The following is an 18,336-nucleotide window of genomic DNA, read 5'->3' as shown; positions in this document are numbered from 1 at the left end:
GATTTTTGTTCAAATTTAATTGGGAGTATCACTTTAACAAAGATTTAAAATCAGTTATATTATCCAATATATCCCATTGATTCACATTGTGCTCCCTAAGATTTCGACAGATATCTACAAAAACCGAGTAATGACAGCCGATTTTTTAAATAGAACTGAAACCGGTAATACAAAGCCTTTCCATTTGGGAAGGCATTTTTTATTTTATTAATTATAAAAGGAATAGTAATAGATGAAAAAAATAATTGTGTAAAATTCGACAGTTATCTACAAATTCCGGGTGGTGACAGGCACAACACTTTAAAGTATTATTATAAGAAAAATATTAATTTGAATATTAAAATTTTATATAGTTTGAACTAAGTATAGAAAGAAAACTGTTTGGTAAATACGGAGGTCATATGAAATTTAAAACAAAGCTCTATGCGAGCATAGGATCATTACTTTTATTGATTTCGATAATTGTTGTTATTTTAATGAATTTACTTCAACAATCAACAGTGAATATGCAAGTGGTTGTTAATGAATTGTATGACAGAATTGATATGGCTTCTGATATTAAGTACGAGACCTCTAATATTGGTAGAGAATTAAGAGAGATTACGAGTGTTCAATCCAGTGAATACAAACAAATTGCAACAAATGCATGGGAAGAATCACATATAAATATGCAGCTTGCGATTGAGTCACTTGAAAAGAGGGATACTCAAGAAAAGTCTCAGGAACTGATTGCTAAGTTTAAAACATTGCATAAGTCCTATCAGAATATGGCCCAGCAAGTCATGACTACTCAAAATATAGATAGTGAAGTCGATATTCAACCTTCACTGTGGAATGAAGCGGAGCTTACTAGACAAAGAATGCTGCAAATTGCAGACCTTCTTCATGGCTTACAGGAACAAGAAATGAAAAATGAGCTCCTAAGGTCGAGAGAAACATACAATTGGGCGGTCACCGTTATTTATATCTATTTAGCCATTTCCTTGACTATTGGAATCGGATTTACAATATGGATCATTAGTCGCATTACAAAAAATCTTAACAATGTTACATCGGTCATGAAACGTGTTTCTACTAGTGATTTCGGTAAATTGCCAAGAATTGAGATTTTTTCTAAAGATGAAATAGGTGAAATCGCTGTCGCGTTTAACAAAATGGCAAAGGCGCTTGAAGAGCATAGTAAGCTTGAGAAGAAATTCATAGACGAAGCAGAAGAACATAGCTGGCTGAAAACAAAGATTGCCGAAATAGCAACAATGTATCCAGAAGTTGAAAATATTCAAATGCTAGCGGAACTGTTAATTGCCAAGCTTGTCCCGATGGTGGGTGCTAGTTTCGGAGTTTTCTATATTAAGGAAGTTGAAGAAAGTGAGCAGTTTTTAAAAAAGCTATCCGCATATGCCTTTTCTGATGAAAATAAAGAATTTGAGCGTTTTCGAATTGGAGAAGGACTAATTGGGCAATGTGCGGCTGAAAAACGTCCAATCTTACTTAACCAGATTCCTGAAAATTACATAAAAGTCCGTTCAGGTATGGGAGTTGGCTCACCAAAAAATATCATTATTTTACCTGTGCAATTCGAAGATGATGTACTTGCAGTTATTGAAATTGCATCCTTTGAACCATTCAGTCCTTCTCAAGTAAAGCTTCTTGAGGAAGTGAATAGCAATATAGGTATTACAATCAATAGTATTTCAAACCGTATGAAGGCAGAAAGATTATTACAGGAATCCCAAGCTTTAACAGAAGAACTTCAAGCGCAATCTGAGGAGTTACAGCTGCAGCAAGAGGAATTAAGGACAACTAACGAAAAACTTGAAGAGCAATATGAGACCTCAGAACAAAAGAAAAAAGAGGTAGAAAAGGTGAGAGAGGCACTTGAAGAAAAGGCTCAGCAACTAGAGCTAAGCTCTCAATATAAATCCGAGTTTCTAGCAAATATGTCCCATGAGCTTAGAACACCACTTAATAGTTTATTAATATTGGCGCAAATCCTCTCTGAGAATGGACAAGGCAACCTAACAGCAAAACAAGAAGAATATATCCGTACGATTTACTCATCTGGAAATGATTTACTACATTTGATAAACGATATTTTAGATTTGGCGAAAGTGGAGTCAGGTAAATTAGAGGTTATCCCTAAAGAAGTAGAGTTTCAAAAGGTGAGAGATTTTATTACTAGTCAATTCTCTCCAATAGCTCGTCATAAAAATGTTCAGTTTTCTGTTGAATTGGAAACTGGTTTGCCAGAGAGTTTCTATACAGATGAACAACGTTTACAGCAAGTGCTAAAAAATCTCCTTTCAAATGCATTTAAATTTACTGAAAGTGGGAGTGTGTCCCTAGTTATTAATAAAGTAGTAAAAGAAGGCAATGGAAGGCACTTATTCGAGGGAGATAAACAGGTTAAACCTATGCTAGCCTTCTCTGTAATCGATACAGGAATTGGTATAGATAATGATAAACAAGAAACAATATTCGATGCCTTTAAGCAGGCAGATGGAACGACAAGTCGTCAATATGGCGGTACTGGATTAGGTCTTTCTATTAGTAGAGAATACGCTCAATTATTAGGTGGGTTTATAGAGGTAACGAGTAAGAAAGGTACAGGAAGTACTTTTACATTATATTTGCCCCATTTCGAACAAAGCGGCAAAATTGATGAGCAAGCTACTTTAAAAGAAGTAGCAGTTGGACTTGAGATTGAGAATTATCAACTTAACTTAACGACCAAAGATAATGCGGAAGTTACGATGAAGCAACATGGTAAGTCATTGTTAAAAGATAAGAAAGTTCTTATCGTTGATGATGATATCCGAAATGTTTATGCCTTAACAATTGCTCTTGAGAAGTATGAAATGGATATTATTGTCGCAGAAAATGGTCGTGAAGGCATTGATGTGCTGCGGGCCAATCCTGATACCGATTTGGTTCTAATGGACATTATGATGCCTGAGATAGATGGGTTTGAAGCAATGAGAAGAATTCGCAAGATCCCAGAATTTGAAGCAATTCCAATTATAGCTCTAACAGCAAAAGCAATGAAGCATAGTCGAGAAGAGTGCCTAAATGCTGGTGCAACAGATTATATTAGTAAACCGATTAATTTAGATCAGTTATTCTCTCTCATGCAAGTATGGTTGTATAGTAAGGAGGGGTAGAAAATCACGAGCGAATTTACAATACACAATCATAATAAAGCAGAAGTAGAAGAGGTTGAGAAAATTGAAATAGATTTACTTCTAGAGGCCGTGTTTCGCTACTATGGATATGACTTTAGAAATTATGCTACTCCTTTTATTCAAAGAAGAATCTGCCATCGTGTTAATAAGGAGAATTTAACGAGTGTATCTGCTTTACAGGAAAAGGTTTTACGTGATCCAGTCGTTATGGAGAGCCTAATTTCTGATTTCTCAATAAACGTTACCGAAATGTTCCGAGATCCCGAATTTTTTAAATCTTTTCGGACAAAAGTTATCCCATTAGTAAAAGACTATCCAGATATCCGTATTTGGCATGTTGGCTGCTCTTCTGGAGAGGAAGTTTATTCAATGGCTATTCTTTTGCATGAGGAAGGGATTTACGAAAAAACGAGAATTTTTGCCACCGATATAAATGCAAGTATTTTAGATAAGGCGAAGAAAGGTACTTTTCCATTAGATGGAATGCAGCGTTATACAAAAAATTACTTTGAAGCAGGCGGGAAAAGGGCCTTTTCAGAATATTATAAGGCAGTGGATGATAAGGTTTTTTTTCATCCCTTTCTTCAAAAAAATGTTGTATTTGCACAGCATAATTTAGTAACAGATCATTCATTTAACGAGTTTGATATTATTATTTGTCGTAATGTCCTAATCTATTTTAATAAGTGTCTTCAAAATGATGTCCATAAGCTATTTTACGATAGCCTAAGCTTATCTGGTTTTCTTGGACTAGGTAAAAGAGAGGGGATAAAGTTTACAAGTTATGAAAACTGTTACGGAGAATTTGATGCATCGGAAAAACTCTATCGCAAAATTAAATAGTACACCTACAAAAAAGGTTAATATTTTAATGGTGGATGATCATCCAGAAAATCTATTAGCATTGGAAGCTGTACTCATATCTCCAAACTATCACTTAGTTAGTGCGAACTCAGGAAAAGAAGCTTTAAAGTGTATGCTTAAACATGATTTTGCTGTTATTTTACTTGATGTACAAATGCCTGGGCTAAATGGTTTTGAAACAGCTAAACTTATTAAAGCTAGAGAAAAAACCAGACATATACCGATTATTTTTATAACGGCAATTAGTCAAGATATGGAAAATGTTCAGCAAGGTTATTCTGTAGGTGCGATTGATTATATTTTTAAGCCATTTCATCCAGAAACGCTTAAACAGAAAATTGAACAATTTGTGAAAATCCACCAAAAGCATGAAGAGAATATTATTCAAAGTGACTTAGAACGTAATGTCGAACTTAATGAAGTTAATAAAAAACTTGATCGAACAACTTTAAATTTACGCCGCACGGAAGCATTAGCAAAAGTTATTGGTGAAACCTTAATGGATACCATTGTGACTTTTGATGAACAAGGCTTTATTCTATCGGTTAATCCAGCTGTAAAAACCATGTTTGGCTATGAAGCTGAAGAAATAATCGGTAAAAATATTGTAATGCTATTTCTAAAGATGAAGGATGACAATGAGAATAAATCATCATTTTCTATCTTTTCCTCTATAAAAAAAGCTGTAGGCAAGGTGATTGAGTCTGTTTCATTACGAAAGGATGAAAGTTACTTTCCTGCCGATATTCAAATTGGAGAAACGACAGTGGAAGATCAACAGATTTTTGTCTGTACAATTCGTGACATCACTGAAAGAAAGCAAATTGAGGAAGTTAAAAAGCAAAAGCTACATAATATGGAGCATATAGTCGAAGAACGGACCTTTGAGCTTTTAAAGGCTAACGAGAAGCTTCAAAAAGAGATAGAAGAACGAAATAAGATAGCGGATCATCTTTATCTTTCTCAAGAAAGATTTAGGAAAATCTTTGAATCTAGTCCTTGTTTAATGGCGATTTTTTCACTTAAAGATAAAATGTTTATCGACATAAATACAAGTTGGGTGAACATTATTGGATATAGTTATGAGGAGTTGGTAAACAAAAGTATTAATATACAACATTTTATCGATGAATCAGATGGCAGCTATATCGATCTCAATCAGACCATACGTAATAGGAAAATTAGCTACAAAACGAAAAATGGCGAGATTCGGGCAGGGTTATTGTCAACAGAAATGATAGATATTCATCCAGAGCCATGCACCCTTATTGTTTTGACTGATATTACGGAAAGGGTTCATTTGGAGAAGGAAATGTATCGATTAGATCGTTTGAATTTAATTGGAGAGATGGCTGCAGGAATTGCCCATGAAATTCGAAATCCGATGACAACGGTTCACGGCTTTTTACAAGTTACTAGGAATGACCGTGATAATTTACCTGTAGAAATTGTTGATTTAATGTTAGAAGAATTAAATAGAGCGAACTCAATCATTACCGAGTTCCTTAATTTGGCTAAGAATAAGGTTAGCGTTAAGATGAAGCATAATTTAAATACAATCATCGAAGCTTTATCACCATTGATTCAAGCAGAAGCATTGCGTTCAAGTAAGCATATATATCTTGATTTAGGAAAATGTCCAGATATTTACCTTGACCAAAAGGAGATTCGTCAGCTTATTTTAAATATTGCACTCAATGGACTTGATGCAATGTCATCAGGTGGAAAACTTACGATAAAAACGTATATAGAAGAACAAGCAGTCATTTTGGAAGTAAAAGATCAAGGTTCAGGCATAAGCCCTGAGGTTTTAGAGAAAATCGGAACACCTTTCTTTACTACTAAGGAGAAGGGAACTGGATTAGGGCTAGCTATCTGCTATAGTGTAGCGGAACGCCACCATGCTGACATTGATATCGAAACGGGTAGTATGGGAACAATTTTCTCGATTCGTTTTGACTTAAATCATAATTAAAATAACTTATTGAGTAATTGTATGAAGGTGAATAGACTAAAACTTTCGCAAATTTATTAGACCTACTTTCTTTCGACATGAATCAATACAGAGAGGAGAGGATGGCGTGTTTAAAAAAAGCAAATTACTTTTGCTTATTGTCTTTGTCTTTTCTGCCATTATTATAGGATTTATCACGAAATCATTTGCAGACGAAAAGCCAAAAGTAGTCGTTGTTTTTAAGGATTTAAATTCTCAGTATTGGGAAATTCTTAATGCTGGTGTTATTAAAGGGTTTCAAGACTTTGGTATAGATGGTAAAGTACTTGCACCTCGAGTCGGGACAATTGAAGAACAGAATGCAATATTAGAACAGGTACTTAAAGAAAAGCCTGATGTATTGGTCGTTTCGCCAATTGTACCATCCGAGGCCATACCAATATTGGAGAAATTTGTTGAAATCGACATTCCAGTATTACTTTTGGATACAGATGATCCGTGGGCAAATAAAACAAGTTATATTGGTACTAATAACTTTGAATTAGGCGAAAAAGCAGGATCATTAATAGCATCCCACCTTCAGCCTGGAGATGAAGTAGCTCTTATTGGCGGCGACCTATCAAGCCCTGTATCTGGTGATCGAATGAGAGGAGCTAAACAAAGTTTAGAAGATGCTGGGATCATAGTTGCGGCACAAATTACTGAATTATCCAATGATTCTAAACCAGTAAGAAATGCAATGACAACAATTTTAAAGAATCACCATGACATTAAAGGAGTAATGGCATCAAATGACGAGATTGCACTAAAGGCTCTAGATGTTATTAATGAGCGTGGAATGAACATACCGGTTACAGGAGCAGATGGAACTACCGAAATGCTTGAATTAATTAAAGATGGGACCTTACCTGGTACAGTAGCACAAAATCCATATGATATGGGTTACTTAAGTGTTGAAAACGCATTAAAAGTTGCAGAGGGAGAAAAGGTTGAGAAAAACATTGATAGTGGTGTAGATATCATTATTAAAGAAAATGCGGAAGGTAGACTGAAATTTCTTAATAAGTTGTTGAAGTGATATACCTTAAGTAAACAATGCAAAATTAAAGAATCCTTGCTTAATTGCAAGGATTCTTACTTTTTATAAAAGGTATGACTCAACAGCCAAGGTTTCAAGTCATCCTTCTACTCCCTAACGACGATGTTGAACAAGGTCAATGGCTCCTAATACAACGTGAGCTAAACCAAAACCAAAAACAGTGTTTGCAACCATTTTATTAGAACCACGTTTTTGCTTTAACACATAACCTGTAGCTGTTACTGCTGAGCCTAATGCAGTTGGAATTAACCCTTCACGAATATTCATAGTCATTTTCCTCCACATCGTAGTTAGTTGGTGTATTTACACCGTTTTTTAATATTCCCATTATTGAATGTGAATATTAAATATAGTATTTGGTGGTTAATATGACCTAAGATCATCAAGCATAAACGTCAGTATTTCATTGTATACTTGATTTTGGAAGCCTTCTCTAAATCTAATATCTAAATTGAGTACAATGTAAATGTTCTGTAAAATAAAAAAAAGTCATTATAAAATGAAGGTGTATTGAATGAGAAAATTTATCGTAGTAGGGGCAGGGATTCTCGGTGCATCGACCGCATATCACCTTGCAAAGGCAGGGGCTGATGTTACAATAGTTGATCGTCATGACCAAGGTCAGGCTACAGATGCAGCAGCTGGGATTGTTTGTCCATGGCTTTCACAACGACGCAATAAAGCATGGTATCAGCTTGTAAAGGGTGGAGCAAAGTATTATCCTGAATTGATTAAAAAATTAGAAGATGACGGTGAAAAGGAAACAGGGTATAAGTGTGTTGGGGCAATTAGCCTCCATACGGATGAGGAAAAGCTAAAAAAGATGGCTGAACGTGCACAGAAACGACGTGAGGATGCACCAGAGATTGGTGAAATTACAATTTTATCGCCGGCTGAGACAAAAAAACTATTTCCTCCACTTTCTGAGGAATATGGCTCTGTTCATGTGAGTGGAGGAGCACGCGTAAACGGACGAGCTATCCGTAAAGCTTTAATAAATGCTGCTATAAAGAATGGTGCTGTATTTCACCTAGGTGACGCCAGTCTAGTACATAAAGATGAACGAGTCAGTGGAATCAAACTGAATGAAAAGGTTTTAAATGCTGACCAGGTTATTGTCACTGCTGGAGCATGGTCAAAGGAATTAATTGAGCCATTAGGTATCCAGTTTTTAGTAACAGCTCAAAAAGCACAGATTGTTCACCTTGAAATTCAAGGTACGGATACGAGTCATTGGCCAGTTGTAATGCCACCAAATGACCAATATATTTTAACGTTTGAAGATGGTCGAGTTATTGTCGGTGCAACACATGAAGATGAGGTTGGACTAGACTACAGAGTAACAGCTGGTGGACTGAATGAAATAGTTGGAAAGGCCTTGGCAGTTGCACCAGGCTTAGCGAATTGTACGATGCTTGAAACAAGAGTAGGTTTTCGGCCGTTTACTCCAGGTTTTCTTCCTGTCATAGGTGCTTTACCTAATTACGAAGGGATCTTACTGGCTAATGGGTTAGGTGCATCGGGGTTAACAAGTGGTCCATATTTAGGATCGGAGCTTGCGAAACTGGCACTAAGGGAGAAGACAGAGATTGATGTTTCTCTCTATGATGTAGTAGGAGCTCTTGGGATTTAGTGTTAGGTAACAATGCCTGGCACTTTTTTAAATAAAATATAAGGTTTAATATCGCGAATATTGCTATAATTAACTCAAATTCAGCTAGATTAAAAGAATAGGATGGACGATGTGAAAAATACTCAATTTTATTATGTAGGCCTTATCCTCGTGGCCATAATCTGGGGTGTTAATTTTGGAATTTCTCGTTTTGCAATGGAAGTGTTTTCTCCTGAGGTGTTTGTTTTTCTTAGGTTTGGCTTAGCTCTACCGATTTTGTTTGGAGTATTGAAATGGACAGAGGGAAGTGTGAAAGTAGAGAAAGGCGATCTACTAAAGTTGGCAATTATCGGTTTCTTTGGGGTAACTGTTTTAGAAATATTAGTGATGTATTCAATAAAGTTTACGACACTTGCAAACGCTTCATTATTAAATGTTGCACCATGGCCAATCTTTGCCGCTCTTTTTGCACCCCTTTTTACAAAGGAAGTGATGACACCTAGATTAGCGATTGGTGGATTTGTAGCATTAATCGGGGTGTTCCTTATTATTTTAGGTGGTAAGGATGGATTTGATTTTAGTTCTCAGTATATGCTGGGAAACATACTTGCACTGTTGATTAGCTTAATAGGAGCATTGTTTAATTTAGCCTGTATGCCTTTAATGAAAAAATATTCACCCTTACGTGTATCAGCATGGTATATTTTATTTGGTTCATTGCTCTTATTTCCTGTAACTTTGGGAGGGTGGCAAACTATACAGTGGAATGATTTTACAATAGGTGTATGGGGGGCAATTGCCTACAACGTTATACTATGTACTGTTGCAGCATTCGTTATTTGGAATCTATCAATGAATAAAGTAGGTGCAGCAAAATCGAATTTTTACAGATATTTTGTACCTGCTGCAGCCGCGGTAACTGGTGCATTCTTTTTTAATGAGCAAATATTGATTACACAAATAATTGGTGGCATTGTCATCATTTTCGGTCTTGCATGGATTGCGATGGAGAGAAAGCCAATTACGGCAGAGGTAAGCGGCTAAAAATGAAGGGAAGCAGCATTTGATGCTGCTTCCCTTCATTCGTTAATCACTATTTTCACATTCCTGGTGTACTAACTAGATATTGATTTTCTAGCCATGCTTGTTAATCTCTATAGTGCAAAAACCATAACTTTAACAGTGAATATACTAAGTTGATAAAGAAAATACAAACAAAATCCAACAAGTGTAAAAAATACTAAAAAAGTAGCAGGTAATATACTTTTCATTTTAGTAACCTCACAATCTCTTAAGTATAAAAAACATTATTACCATTTTTATAGAGTATATACATTGAAAAAGTGAGTAAAAAAATAATAGCACATTTATCAGCGAGATTATTGCCAACAAGACATGCAAATGAACTTAAATGCTTTTGTAAGTATTTGTTACATAGGTGGCAAATAAGAAGAGTAATTGAATAAAAAACCATGTTACATAACCTGACGTGAATACTTACAAGTACTTTTGGATGCTGTATTGTTAAAGTATCAAAGGTAAAGGGGCTGTCAAAATGAAAAATTCAAAGGTAGGATTCCTAACATTTATTATTTTAACAGTGAAAATTGCATTTACTTACTAAGGTAATCATTTTATTAAAATTCGCTATTAGGGTTTGAGGATTTTAGCTTTATTATAAAAGGTATGTTATAGAAAAATCACACTCTTTAAAATTGGAGTGTGATTTTTCATTTCATTATTTATGAAGTGGAAATGTGGTTTAAATATCTGAGCAGCTATAAGTATGTCAGAAAGTAGGATTTAAAGAAGTTTTAGGATCTTAAAAGAAAATGAAAAAAGTATCCTAGTTTAAAATTTCCTTCACCCTTCCAACCTGTCCATCTTTTAGCCTTACCTTAATACCGTGAGGATGAAAACTCGAGTTAGTAAGGATATCTTTTACAACACCTTCAGTTAAAGTACCAGTTCTTTGGTGTTGCTTCAAAACAATTTTGACAGATATCCCAGCTGTGATGTTCTTTCGTTCTTGACCGTTCAATGATCTGCCTCTTTTCTTTTTTTGAATTGTATCTCTATAGAGTAGCCTAAACCCTCATAGGTGTAAACTAGATGAATCTTTTTCTTTTATTTTAATAAAAATCAAAAATAATTTATTGAACTTCTAGGCAGGCTATTATATAATCATCTTAAAGTTAGTTAACCGCTTAACTGGAGGCAATATGAATCAAAAAATAACGATACGAGATGTAGCAAAACACGCTGGAGTTTCATCTGCAACAGTATCCTATGTGCTAAATGGAGTAAATAAGGTATCAGAAGAAACAAAAGAGAGAGTTCTTTTAGCTATAGAAGAGCTAAACTATCAGCCTGATTTTACTGCAATTAGCTTATCCAAACGAAAGTCAAAAATGTTAGGCGTTATTATGCCTTTAGTAAATGATTCATTATCACCAATTTTTAAAGAAAATCATTACTTTAGTGAACTGCTCAGTGGGGTAGAATATGTATGTCGTAAAAATGGCTATGATTTTCTAATCTCTGGTATCTCAAAGCCAGAGGAATGCAAAAACTGGGTTATGAAACGAAATTTAGATGCACTTCTTGTATTTGGAAGGTTTCCTCTTAAAGTATATGAAGAAATGAAAACGTTATCCACACCTTTAGTGTTTGTCGATTCGTTTGAAGAATATGCAAATTTTTATCATAATATCCGAATAGACGACGAACATGGAGGATATTTAGGAACGAAGCATTTAATTGAATTAGGACATAAGAATATTAGTTTTGTTCCGAATGGGAGAGTAGATTGTAATGTTGATGGACAGCGCTTCCAAGGATATAAACGGGCATTATCTGAGGCAAATATTGAGTTTAAATCGGGTATGATCATCGAAGGAAAAGCCAATTCTTTTGAAAATGGCTATAAAATAGGAACAGAAATATCCAAAAACAAACAGATTACTGCAATATTTACGTCATCAGATATTACTGCATTAGGAATAATAAAATCACTTAATGATTTTGGCAAAAGGATACCAGAGGATATTTCGATTGTCGGATTCGATGACTTGATGATTAGTAGATATTCATCACCAAGTTTAACGACTATACGTCAAGATGTTTTTCGTAAAGGAGCGGTTTCAGCAGAGACTGCAATTGATGCCATTGAAAATAAGGATCTTCAACCAACACAAATTATGCTGCCTGTTGAACTTGTTGTTCGAGATTCTACGACAAACATTTAAGGGGGTGAGTTCATCTAATCAAGTTGTAAAATTATCAGTTGTTAACCGGTTCACTTATGAATGTAAACACGATATATAAAAATAATAGATTAGGGTGAAAACTATGACAAGAGTAACTGTATGGAATGAAAATAGACATGAACAGAAAAATCCTGTAGTAAGTGAGATTTATCCAAAGGGAATTCATGGAGCAATTGCTGAATTTTTACAGTCAGATAACTATGAAGTAAGAACAGCTACACTTGATGAACCAGAACATGGACTTACAGAAGAAGTGTTAGAAAATACAGATGTACTAGTTTGGTGGGGGCATCTTGCACACCATGAAGTCCAAGATGAAATTGTAAAAAAGGTACAGCAACGCGTACTTGATGGAATGGGTCTTATTGTCCTTCATTCAGGCCATTTTTCAAAAATCTTCAAAGTGTTAATGGGAACAAGCTGTGATTTAAAATGGCGTGAAGCAGATGAAAAAGAACGCCTATGGGTAGTTGACCCAACTCACCCAATTGCAGAAGGTATTGGGGAATACATTGAACTTGAAAAAGAGGAAATGTATGGAGAACACTTTGATATTCCAGCACCAGACGAGTTGATTTTTACTAGTTGGTTTGAAGGTGGAGAAATTTTCCGTAGTGGATGTACGTTCAAACGTGGAAACGGTAAGATCTTTTATTTCCGCCCAGGTCATGAAACATATCCAACTTATCACAATGAACAAGTACAACAAGTAATCAAAAATGCGGTGAAATATGTTAAGCCAGCAGATCGTAAACGCCCTGTTTATGGAAATGCGCAGCCATTAGAAACAATTTCAGCAAAATAAAGAATTGAACAGGATTTTTAAAATTTATATAGAAAATGGTAGGGGAGGAATGGAGCAAAGGGCTCCATCTACTCTCCACAAAAACGGGAGGAAAATAAAATGGCAAAATTAAGAATCGGTGTTATTGGTTGTGGAAGTATTGCGCAATATCGTCATTTACCTGAGTATGCTTTAAATAATGAGGTTGAGCTAGTTGCGGTATGTGATATTGTTGAGGATCGTGTGAAGGAAGTTGCTGAAAAATATAACGCAAAAGCATTTACAGACTACAAAGAATTAATACAAAGTGGAGAAGTTGATGCCATAAGTGTGTGTACACCAAACTATTTACACGCACCTATTTCAATAGAAGGATTAAATAATGGTCTACATGTTTTATGTGAGAAACCAATGGCTACTTCTCAAGAAGAAGCAGACGCGATGATTGAAGCAGCAAACAAAAGTGGTAAGAAACTAATGATTGCTCACAATCAACGTTTTGTACGTTCACATCAGCTTGCTCGTCAATTAATTGAAAGCGGTACAATTGGGAAGATTTACAGCTTCAGAACAGCATTTGGACACCCTGGCCCAGAAGGCTGGAGCATTGATGGGAAAGAAAGCTGGTTCTTTGAGAAAGAGAAAGCATATATCGGTGCAATGGGTGACTTAGGAGTCCATAAAACAGATTTACTCCGCTACTTACTTGGAGAAGAGATTGTTGAGGTTGGTGCATTTATTGAAACAACTGCAAAGGAATTTGCTGATGTAGATGATACTGCAGTATGTGCATTAAAAACAGAAAGCGGGATAATCGGTACACTGGCTGCTAGCTGGTCTTATACAGCAAAAGAAGATAATTCAACAATTATTTACGGAGAAAAAGCAATTATCCGATTAGAAGATAACCCAACATATTCACTTGTAGTTCAATATACTAATGGTGAAGTTGTTAACTATGAGCTTGGCAAAATTCAATCAAATGCTGAGGGCGGCCAAAACACAACACATGTAATTGATAACTTTGTGGCATCTATTGTTGATAACACAGAGCCATTAATTAATGGAGAAGAAGGCATGAAATCTTTAGCCGTTATTCTTGCAGCAATTAAATCGAACGACACGAAAACAATCGCAAAAGTATTTGAGTGATTACGATGACTAAATTACGAATTGGAATCATTGGGGTGGGAGGCATTGCGCAGGGACGTCATATCCCAGCCTTTCAAAAACTTAATGAAAATTGTGAGATTTCAGCAGTTAGTGATGTGAATAAAGAAAGAGCACAGGAAGTTGCTGCTAAGTATAACATTGAAAACGTGTATGAAGATTATCGTGATATGTTTCAAAAAGTAGATGCTGTTTGTATTTGTACACCGAATAAGTTCCATGCAGAGATTACCATTGCTGCATTAGAAGCAGGTGTGAACGTTCTTTGTGAAAAACCGATGGCGCTTTCTTCAGAAGAATGTGAGGAAATGCTAGAGGCATCAAAGCGTTCAAATAAAGTACTAGCGATTGCCTACCACTACCGATTTATGAAGAACTCTCAAGCGGCAAAACAAATGATGCAAGAGGTTGGAACACCACTTGTAACAAGAGTACAAGCATTGAGACGTCGAAAGGTACCGGGCTGGGGTGTGTTTACGAACAAATCCCTTCAAGGTGGAGGTAGCTTAATTGATTACGGCTGCCATTTGCTAGACTTAGCCATTTGGTTAATGGGTAGTCCGAAACATATTTCTGTAAATGGTAGTACCTATAATATATTAAGTAAAACCCCTAATAGTGTTAATCAATGGGGAACATTTGACCATGAAACATTTGATGTAGACGATCATGTCACCGCCTATATTAAATTCGAAAATGGAGCATCACTTTTACTCGAAACCTCTTGGGCAGCTAATATATTAGATGACCAAGAGCACGTGAGTATTTCTGGTGTTGAAGGTGGATTGAGTGTGTTTCCACTTGAGCTTTATACAGCAAAAAATGGAATGCTTATGAATAGTCAAGCAGCCTGGGTACCTGGTGAAGATGACCCTGGACTTGCCCAAGCTAAAAACTTCATTGATACTTGTCTCGGAAAAGCTGAACTTGTTGTCAAGCCTGAGGAAGCGTTACAGGTGTCACAAATTATCGATCAAATTTATAAGTCTGCTGAAGTGACAAAATAAAGGAGGAATTACTATGAAATTAGGTGTATTTACAGTTCTGTTTAATGATAAATCTTTCGAAGAAATGCTAGATAGAGTGAAGGCTTCTGGACTACATGCAGTAGAGATCGGCACAGGCGGTTATCCAGGGAATACACATTGTGATTTAGATACTCTATTAGAGAGTGAAGAAAAGCGTAATGAATACTTGGCTAAGATACAAGAACGCGACTTAATCATTAGTGCATTTAGCTGTCACGGAAATCCTGTTTCTCCAGATAAAGAATTAGCACAAGATCACCATGAGACATTATTAAAAACAATTAAACTAGCATCTTTATTAAATGTTCCTGTTGTTAACACATTCTCAGGTACACCTGGAGACAATGAAGATGCGAAAAATCCGAACTGGCCTGTTACACCATGGCCAAATGAATACGGCGATGTATTAAAATGGCAATGGGAACAGAAATTAATCCCTTATTGGAAAGAAGTTGGCCAATATGCACAGGAGCATAATGTGAAAATTGGTTTAGAATTACACGGTGGATTTTTAGTTCACACACCATATACATTGCTAAAACTTCGCGAGGCAACATGTGATGCGATCGGAGCTAACTTAGACCCAAGTCATCTTTGGTGGCAAGGAATTGACCCAGTTGGAGCGATTAAAATTTTAGGTAAAGCAAATGCAATTCACCACTTCCATGCAAAAGATACATATATCGATCAAGACAATGTGAATATGTATGGATTAACAGACATGCAGCCATATGGAGAAGTTCAAACAAGAGCTTGGACATTTAGATCTGTTGGATGTGGTCATAGCCTAACTGAGTGGAATGATATCATGAGTGCGCTTCGCACATATAACTATGATTATGTTGTGAGCATTGAGCACGAAGATCCTATCATGTCAATTGATGAAGGCTTTGAACGTGCTGTTACAAATCTTAAAACTGTATTAATTAATGAAACGCCATCACAAATGTGGTGGGTATAAGCTGACACTACCCCTCTTGAAAACAAGAGGGGTTTTATTTTTCTAGCAAAAATGGGTATGATGGAATAGTTGGAAAGGGGTCATACCCCTAAATAAAAGAATGATTGGGTGAATAAATGGCTAAAACAATCAACTTACAGGTGAAATCAGATTTTGTAAAGTATTTCAAATCAGGTTATCCACTTATAAATAAGGATGCAATTAAAAATAGTGAAGTATTAAAAGTAGAAGGAACAATTATCGATCTTTTTGATGATAAAAATCAATTTCTTGCAAAAGGCTATTATGGTACGCAAAACAAAGGAAGAGGTTGGGTTCTAACTAGAAATAAGCAGGAAGAAATTAATCAAGTTTTTTTTCAGGGGAAAATAAAACAGGCTTTGGATTATAGAAAAGCTCTTTTTGAAGATCCTGAAACAACTGCATTTCGAATTTTCAATGGTGAAGGCGATGGGATTGGTGGCTTAACCATTGATTATTATGATGGCTATTTTGTCATGAGCTGGTATAGTGAGGGGATTTATCGGTTTAAAGACTATGTGATTGAGGCACTGACAAACCTAGTGAGCTTTAAGGGACTATATGAAAAGAAACGATTTGACGATAAAGGTACATATATAGAAGATGATGATTTTGTAGCAGGAGAGAGGGCCAATTTTCCCCTAGTAGTGAAGCAAAATGGAATTCACTTTGCGACTTATTTAAATGATGGTGCGATGGTTGGGGTCTTCCTTGATCAAAGAGATGTACGTAAAACGATTCGTGATAAATATTCAGAGGGTAAGCATGTACTAAATACATTCTCTTATACAGGTGCTTTTTCTGTTGCAGCAGCATTAGGTGGAGCATCAAAAACAACGAGTGTTGATCTAGCAAATCGCAGCAAGCCTAAGACGATTGAACAGTTTAGTGTAAATGGACTAGACTACGCGGCACACGATATTATTGTTGAAGATGTCTTTAATTACTTTAAATATGCTGTAAGAAAGCAATTAAAATTCGGTATGGTCATTCTCGATCCACCAAGCTTTGCGCGTTCAAAAAAACATACGTTTAGTGCAGGTAAAGATTATCCGGATTTATTAAAGCAAGCGATAACCATTACAGAAAAAAATGGAATCATTGTTGCTTCCTCCAACTGTAGCACATTTGGAATGAGTAAATTTAAAGGCTTTATTGAAAAGGCTTTTAAAGCTTCTGGGGAGACATACAAAATCCTTGAGGAATTTAGCCTTCCAAATGATTTTAAAACAATAAAGGAATTTAAAGAGGGTAACTATCTCAAAGTGGCGATTATTAAAAAGGAGTCATAAAGAAGTAGTGGCTTTAATGGAATTTTAACCTGATCTCACATATGTTAGGCTAACCCGCTTTCCTACGGAAATATACCTGCCTCAGTTAACACAAAGATGCTGACACATTTCTCTTCTTAGAATTTAGATATAAATGTGTCAGCTATTTTGTTTTTAAATTCAACAAGAGTGTTTCTTTTTTTGTGGGATCCATAAAAAAAGAGAAAAATAGAATACTAGTAAAGAAAGATGTGAATGGTGTAAAAATCGGGTGTAGGTTGCACGGAAATTATCAAAAATTCTGGATATGAGGTTTTTCTTCTAGAGAAAACTAGTAAATAATTTGTCATTGTTTTCTGTTTATTTGCAGAATGATAATTATTTCTGGGGAAATATGCCGAAATATTGTTTTGAGGAGAATATATGAAAATTGGTTTAGTTCGTCATTTTAAGGTTATGAAAGGTTACCCAAGTGCTAGTTTAACTCAAGAGTGGCTATTTCAATGGATACAGGAATATGATTCATCAGATATAGAAGGTAAAGAAGTCAATTTTAAAGGAACCACATGGGATAGATGTTTTTCAAGTGACTTATATAGAGCCGAAAAAACAGCAAGGCAGATCTATAAAGGTGACATTGATATAATGGAGGAATTAAGAGAAATACCTATCTATCCTTTATTTAAACGAAATGTGAAAATGCCATTTCCTCTATGGATGCTATTAATAAGACTCTCATGGATGGTGAATCATAAATCTCAATTGGAAAAGAAAGTTGATGTAATAAATCGAATTGAATATGTTGTGAAAAAGGCAATGGAAAATGAAGAGGAGAATATCCTAATTGTCAGTCATGGTGCATTAATGATATATATTCAGAAATACCTTGTTAAAAAAATGGTTTTAGTGGTCCTAAAATTACTAGGGCGAAAAATGGCGTTCTTTATCTTTTTGAGAAATCTTGAGGTTCCAAAAACATACATAGATTTTGTTGCGTTATAGAATCCCTTTGCTTTTATTGTTATTTAGCTGTACTATAATGGTTGACTTTTATTCTGTTTATCCCATTGTTAACGGGCAGTAAAACTCCCAGCACCTAAAAGGGTGACCAATAGTTAAAA

15 protein-coding genes are annotated in these 18,336 nt (G+C 35.5%); 13 read left to right on the top strand and 2 right to left on the bottom strand.

Features of this window, described 5'->3' with window-relative positions; genetic code table 11:
• Positions 1-401 precede the first annotated feature (401 nt).
• From WCV66_RS00790 to WCV66_RS00775, 4 genes are all read left to right on the top strand, one after another.
• On the top strand, positions 402-3,161 hold the full coding sequence (locus tag WCV66_RS00790) for a response regulator (protein ID WP_338787620.1): 2,760 nt from the start codon (positions 402-404) through the stop codon (positions 3,159-3,161).
• Positions 3,162-3,164: 3 nt separating this feature from the next.
• Positions 3,165-4,025 (top strand): CheR family methyltransferase, encoded by an 861-nt coding sequence (locus tag WCV66_RS00785; protein WP_066328419.1) that lies wholly within the window; start codon positions 3,165-3,167, stop codon positions 4,023-4,025.
• Entirely contained in the window at positions 3,991-6,021 is a 2,031-nt protein-coding gene (locus WCV66_RS00780; RefSeq protein WP_338787619.1) for a PAS domain S-box protein, read from the top strand. The genes WCV66_RS00785 and WCV66_RS00780 overlap by 35 nt, the downstream gene beginning before the upstream one ends.
• Before the next feature lie 106 nt (positions 6,022-6,127).
• A complete protein-coding gene (locus WCV66_RS00775; RefSeq protein ID WP_066328427.1) occupies positions 6,128-7,078 on the top strand; it encodes a sugar ABC transporter substrate-binding protein in 951 nt (316 codons plus the stop codon).
• 114 nt (positions 7,079-7,192) lie between these two features.
• Here the strand turns inward: WCV66_RS00775 and WCV66_RS00770 are convergent, their stop codons facing one another.
• A complete protein-coding gene (locus WCV66_RS00770) occupies positions 7,193-7,366 on the bottom strand; it encodes an asparagine synthase (RefSeq protein ID WP_066328428.1) in 174 nt (57 codons plus the stop codon).
• A gap of 247 nt (positions 7,367-7,613) precedes the next feature.
• Between WCV66_RS00770 and WCV66_RS00765 the strand changes: the two genes are divergently transcribed.
• Together WCV66_RS00765 and WCV66_RS00760 are read left to right on the top strand one after the other, a co-directional pair.
• Positions 7,614-8,732 carry an FAD-binding oxidoreductase gene (locus tag WCV66_RS00765; RefSeq protein ID WP_338787617.1) on the top strand — a complete coding sequence of 373 codons (1,119 nt, stop codon included), beginning with the start codon at positions 7,614-7,616 and terminating at the stop codon, positions 8,730-8,732.
• Between the two features lie 111 nt (positions 8,733-8,843).
• Positions 8,844-9,755, top strand: a complete 912-nt coding sequence (locus WCV66_RS00760) for a DMT family transporter (RefSeq protein WP_396652612.1) — start codon at positions 8,844-8,846, stop codon at positions 9,753-9,755.
• A gap of 802 nt (positions 9,756-10,557) precedes the next feature.
• Here WCV66_RS00760 and WCV66_RS00755 read toward each other — a convergent pair.
• The gene (locus WCV66_RS00755) at positions 10,558-10,752 is read right to left on the bottom strand and encodes a YwbE family protein (RefSeq protein WP_066328433.1); all 195 of its coding nucleotides are present in this window, start codon (positions 10,750-10,752) and stop codon (positions 10,558-10,560) included.
• 181 nt (positions 10,753-10,933) lie between these two features.
• Between WCV66_RS00755 and WCV66_RS00750 the strand changes: the two genes are divergently transcribed.
• The 7 genes from WCV66_RS00750 (at position 10,934) to WCV66_RS00720 (ending at position 18,217) form a co-directional block, all read left to right on the top strand.
• On the top strand, positions 10,934-11,959 hold the full coding sequence (locus tag WCV66_RS00750; RefSeq protein ID WP_338787616.1) for a LacI family DNA-binding transcriptional regulator: 1,026 nt from the start codon (positions 10,934-10,936) through the stop codon (positions 11,957-11,959).
• A gap of 103 nt (positions 11,960-12,062) precedes the next feature.
• Complete coding sequence (locus tag WCV66_RS00745; RefSeq protein ID WP_338787615.1) at positions 12,063-12,785, top strand: ThuA domain-containing protein; 723 nt, start codon at positions 12,063-12,065, stop codon at positions 12,783-12,785.
• 99 nt (positions 12,786-12,884) lie between these two features.
• Entirely contained in the window at positions 12,885-13,916 is a 1,032-nt protein-coding gene (locus WCV66_RS00740; protein ID WP_338787614.1) for a Gfo/Idh/MocA family oxidoreductase, read from the top strand.
• 5 nt (positions 13,917-13,921) lie between these two features.
• Entirely contained in the window at positions 13,922-14,941 is a 1,020-nt protein-coding gene (locus WCV66_RS00735; RefSeq protein WP_338787613.1) for a Gfo/Idh/MocA family oxidoreductase, read from the top strand.
• A 13-nt stretch (positions 14,942-14,954) separates the two neighbouring features.
• Entirely contained in the window at positions 14,955-15,923 is a 969-nt protein-coding gene (locus WCV66_RS00730; protein ID WP_338787612.1) for a sugar phosphate isomerase/epimerase, read from the top strand.
• A gap of 116 nt (positions 15,924-16,039) precedes the next feature.
• Positions 16,040-17,236 carry a class I SAM-dependent rRNA methyltransferase gene (locus tag WCV66_RS00725; RefSeq protein WP_338787611.1) on the top strand — a complete coding sequence of 399 codons (1,197 nt, stop codon included), beginning with the start codon at positions 16,040-16,042 and terminating at the stop codon, positions 17,234-17,236.
• A gap of 402 nt (positions 17,237-17,638) precedes the next feature.
• Positions 17,639-18,217, top strand: a complete 579-nt coding sequence (locus WCV66_RS00720; protein WP_338787610.1) for a histidine phosphatase family protein — start codon at positions 17,639-17,641, stop codon at positions 18,215-18,217.
• Positions 18,218-18,336 lie beyond the last annotated feature (119 nt).

Source organism: Metabacillus rhizosphaerae (assembly GCF_037201795.1).
In the GTDB taxonomy this organism is placed as follows: Bacteria; Bacillota; Bacilli; order Bacillales; family Bacillaceae; genus Metabacillus; species Metabacillus rhizosphaerae.
The sequence above is the reverse complement of the archived record's forward strand: the minus strand, read 5'-3'. Positions and strand labels throughout refer to the sequence as shown.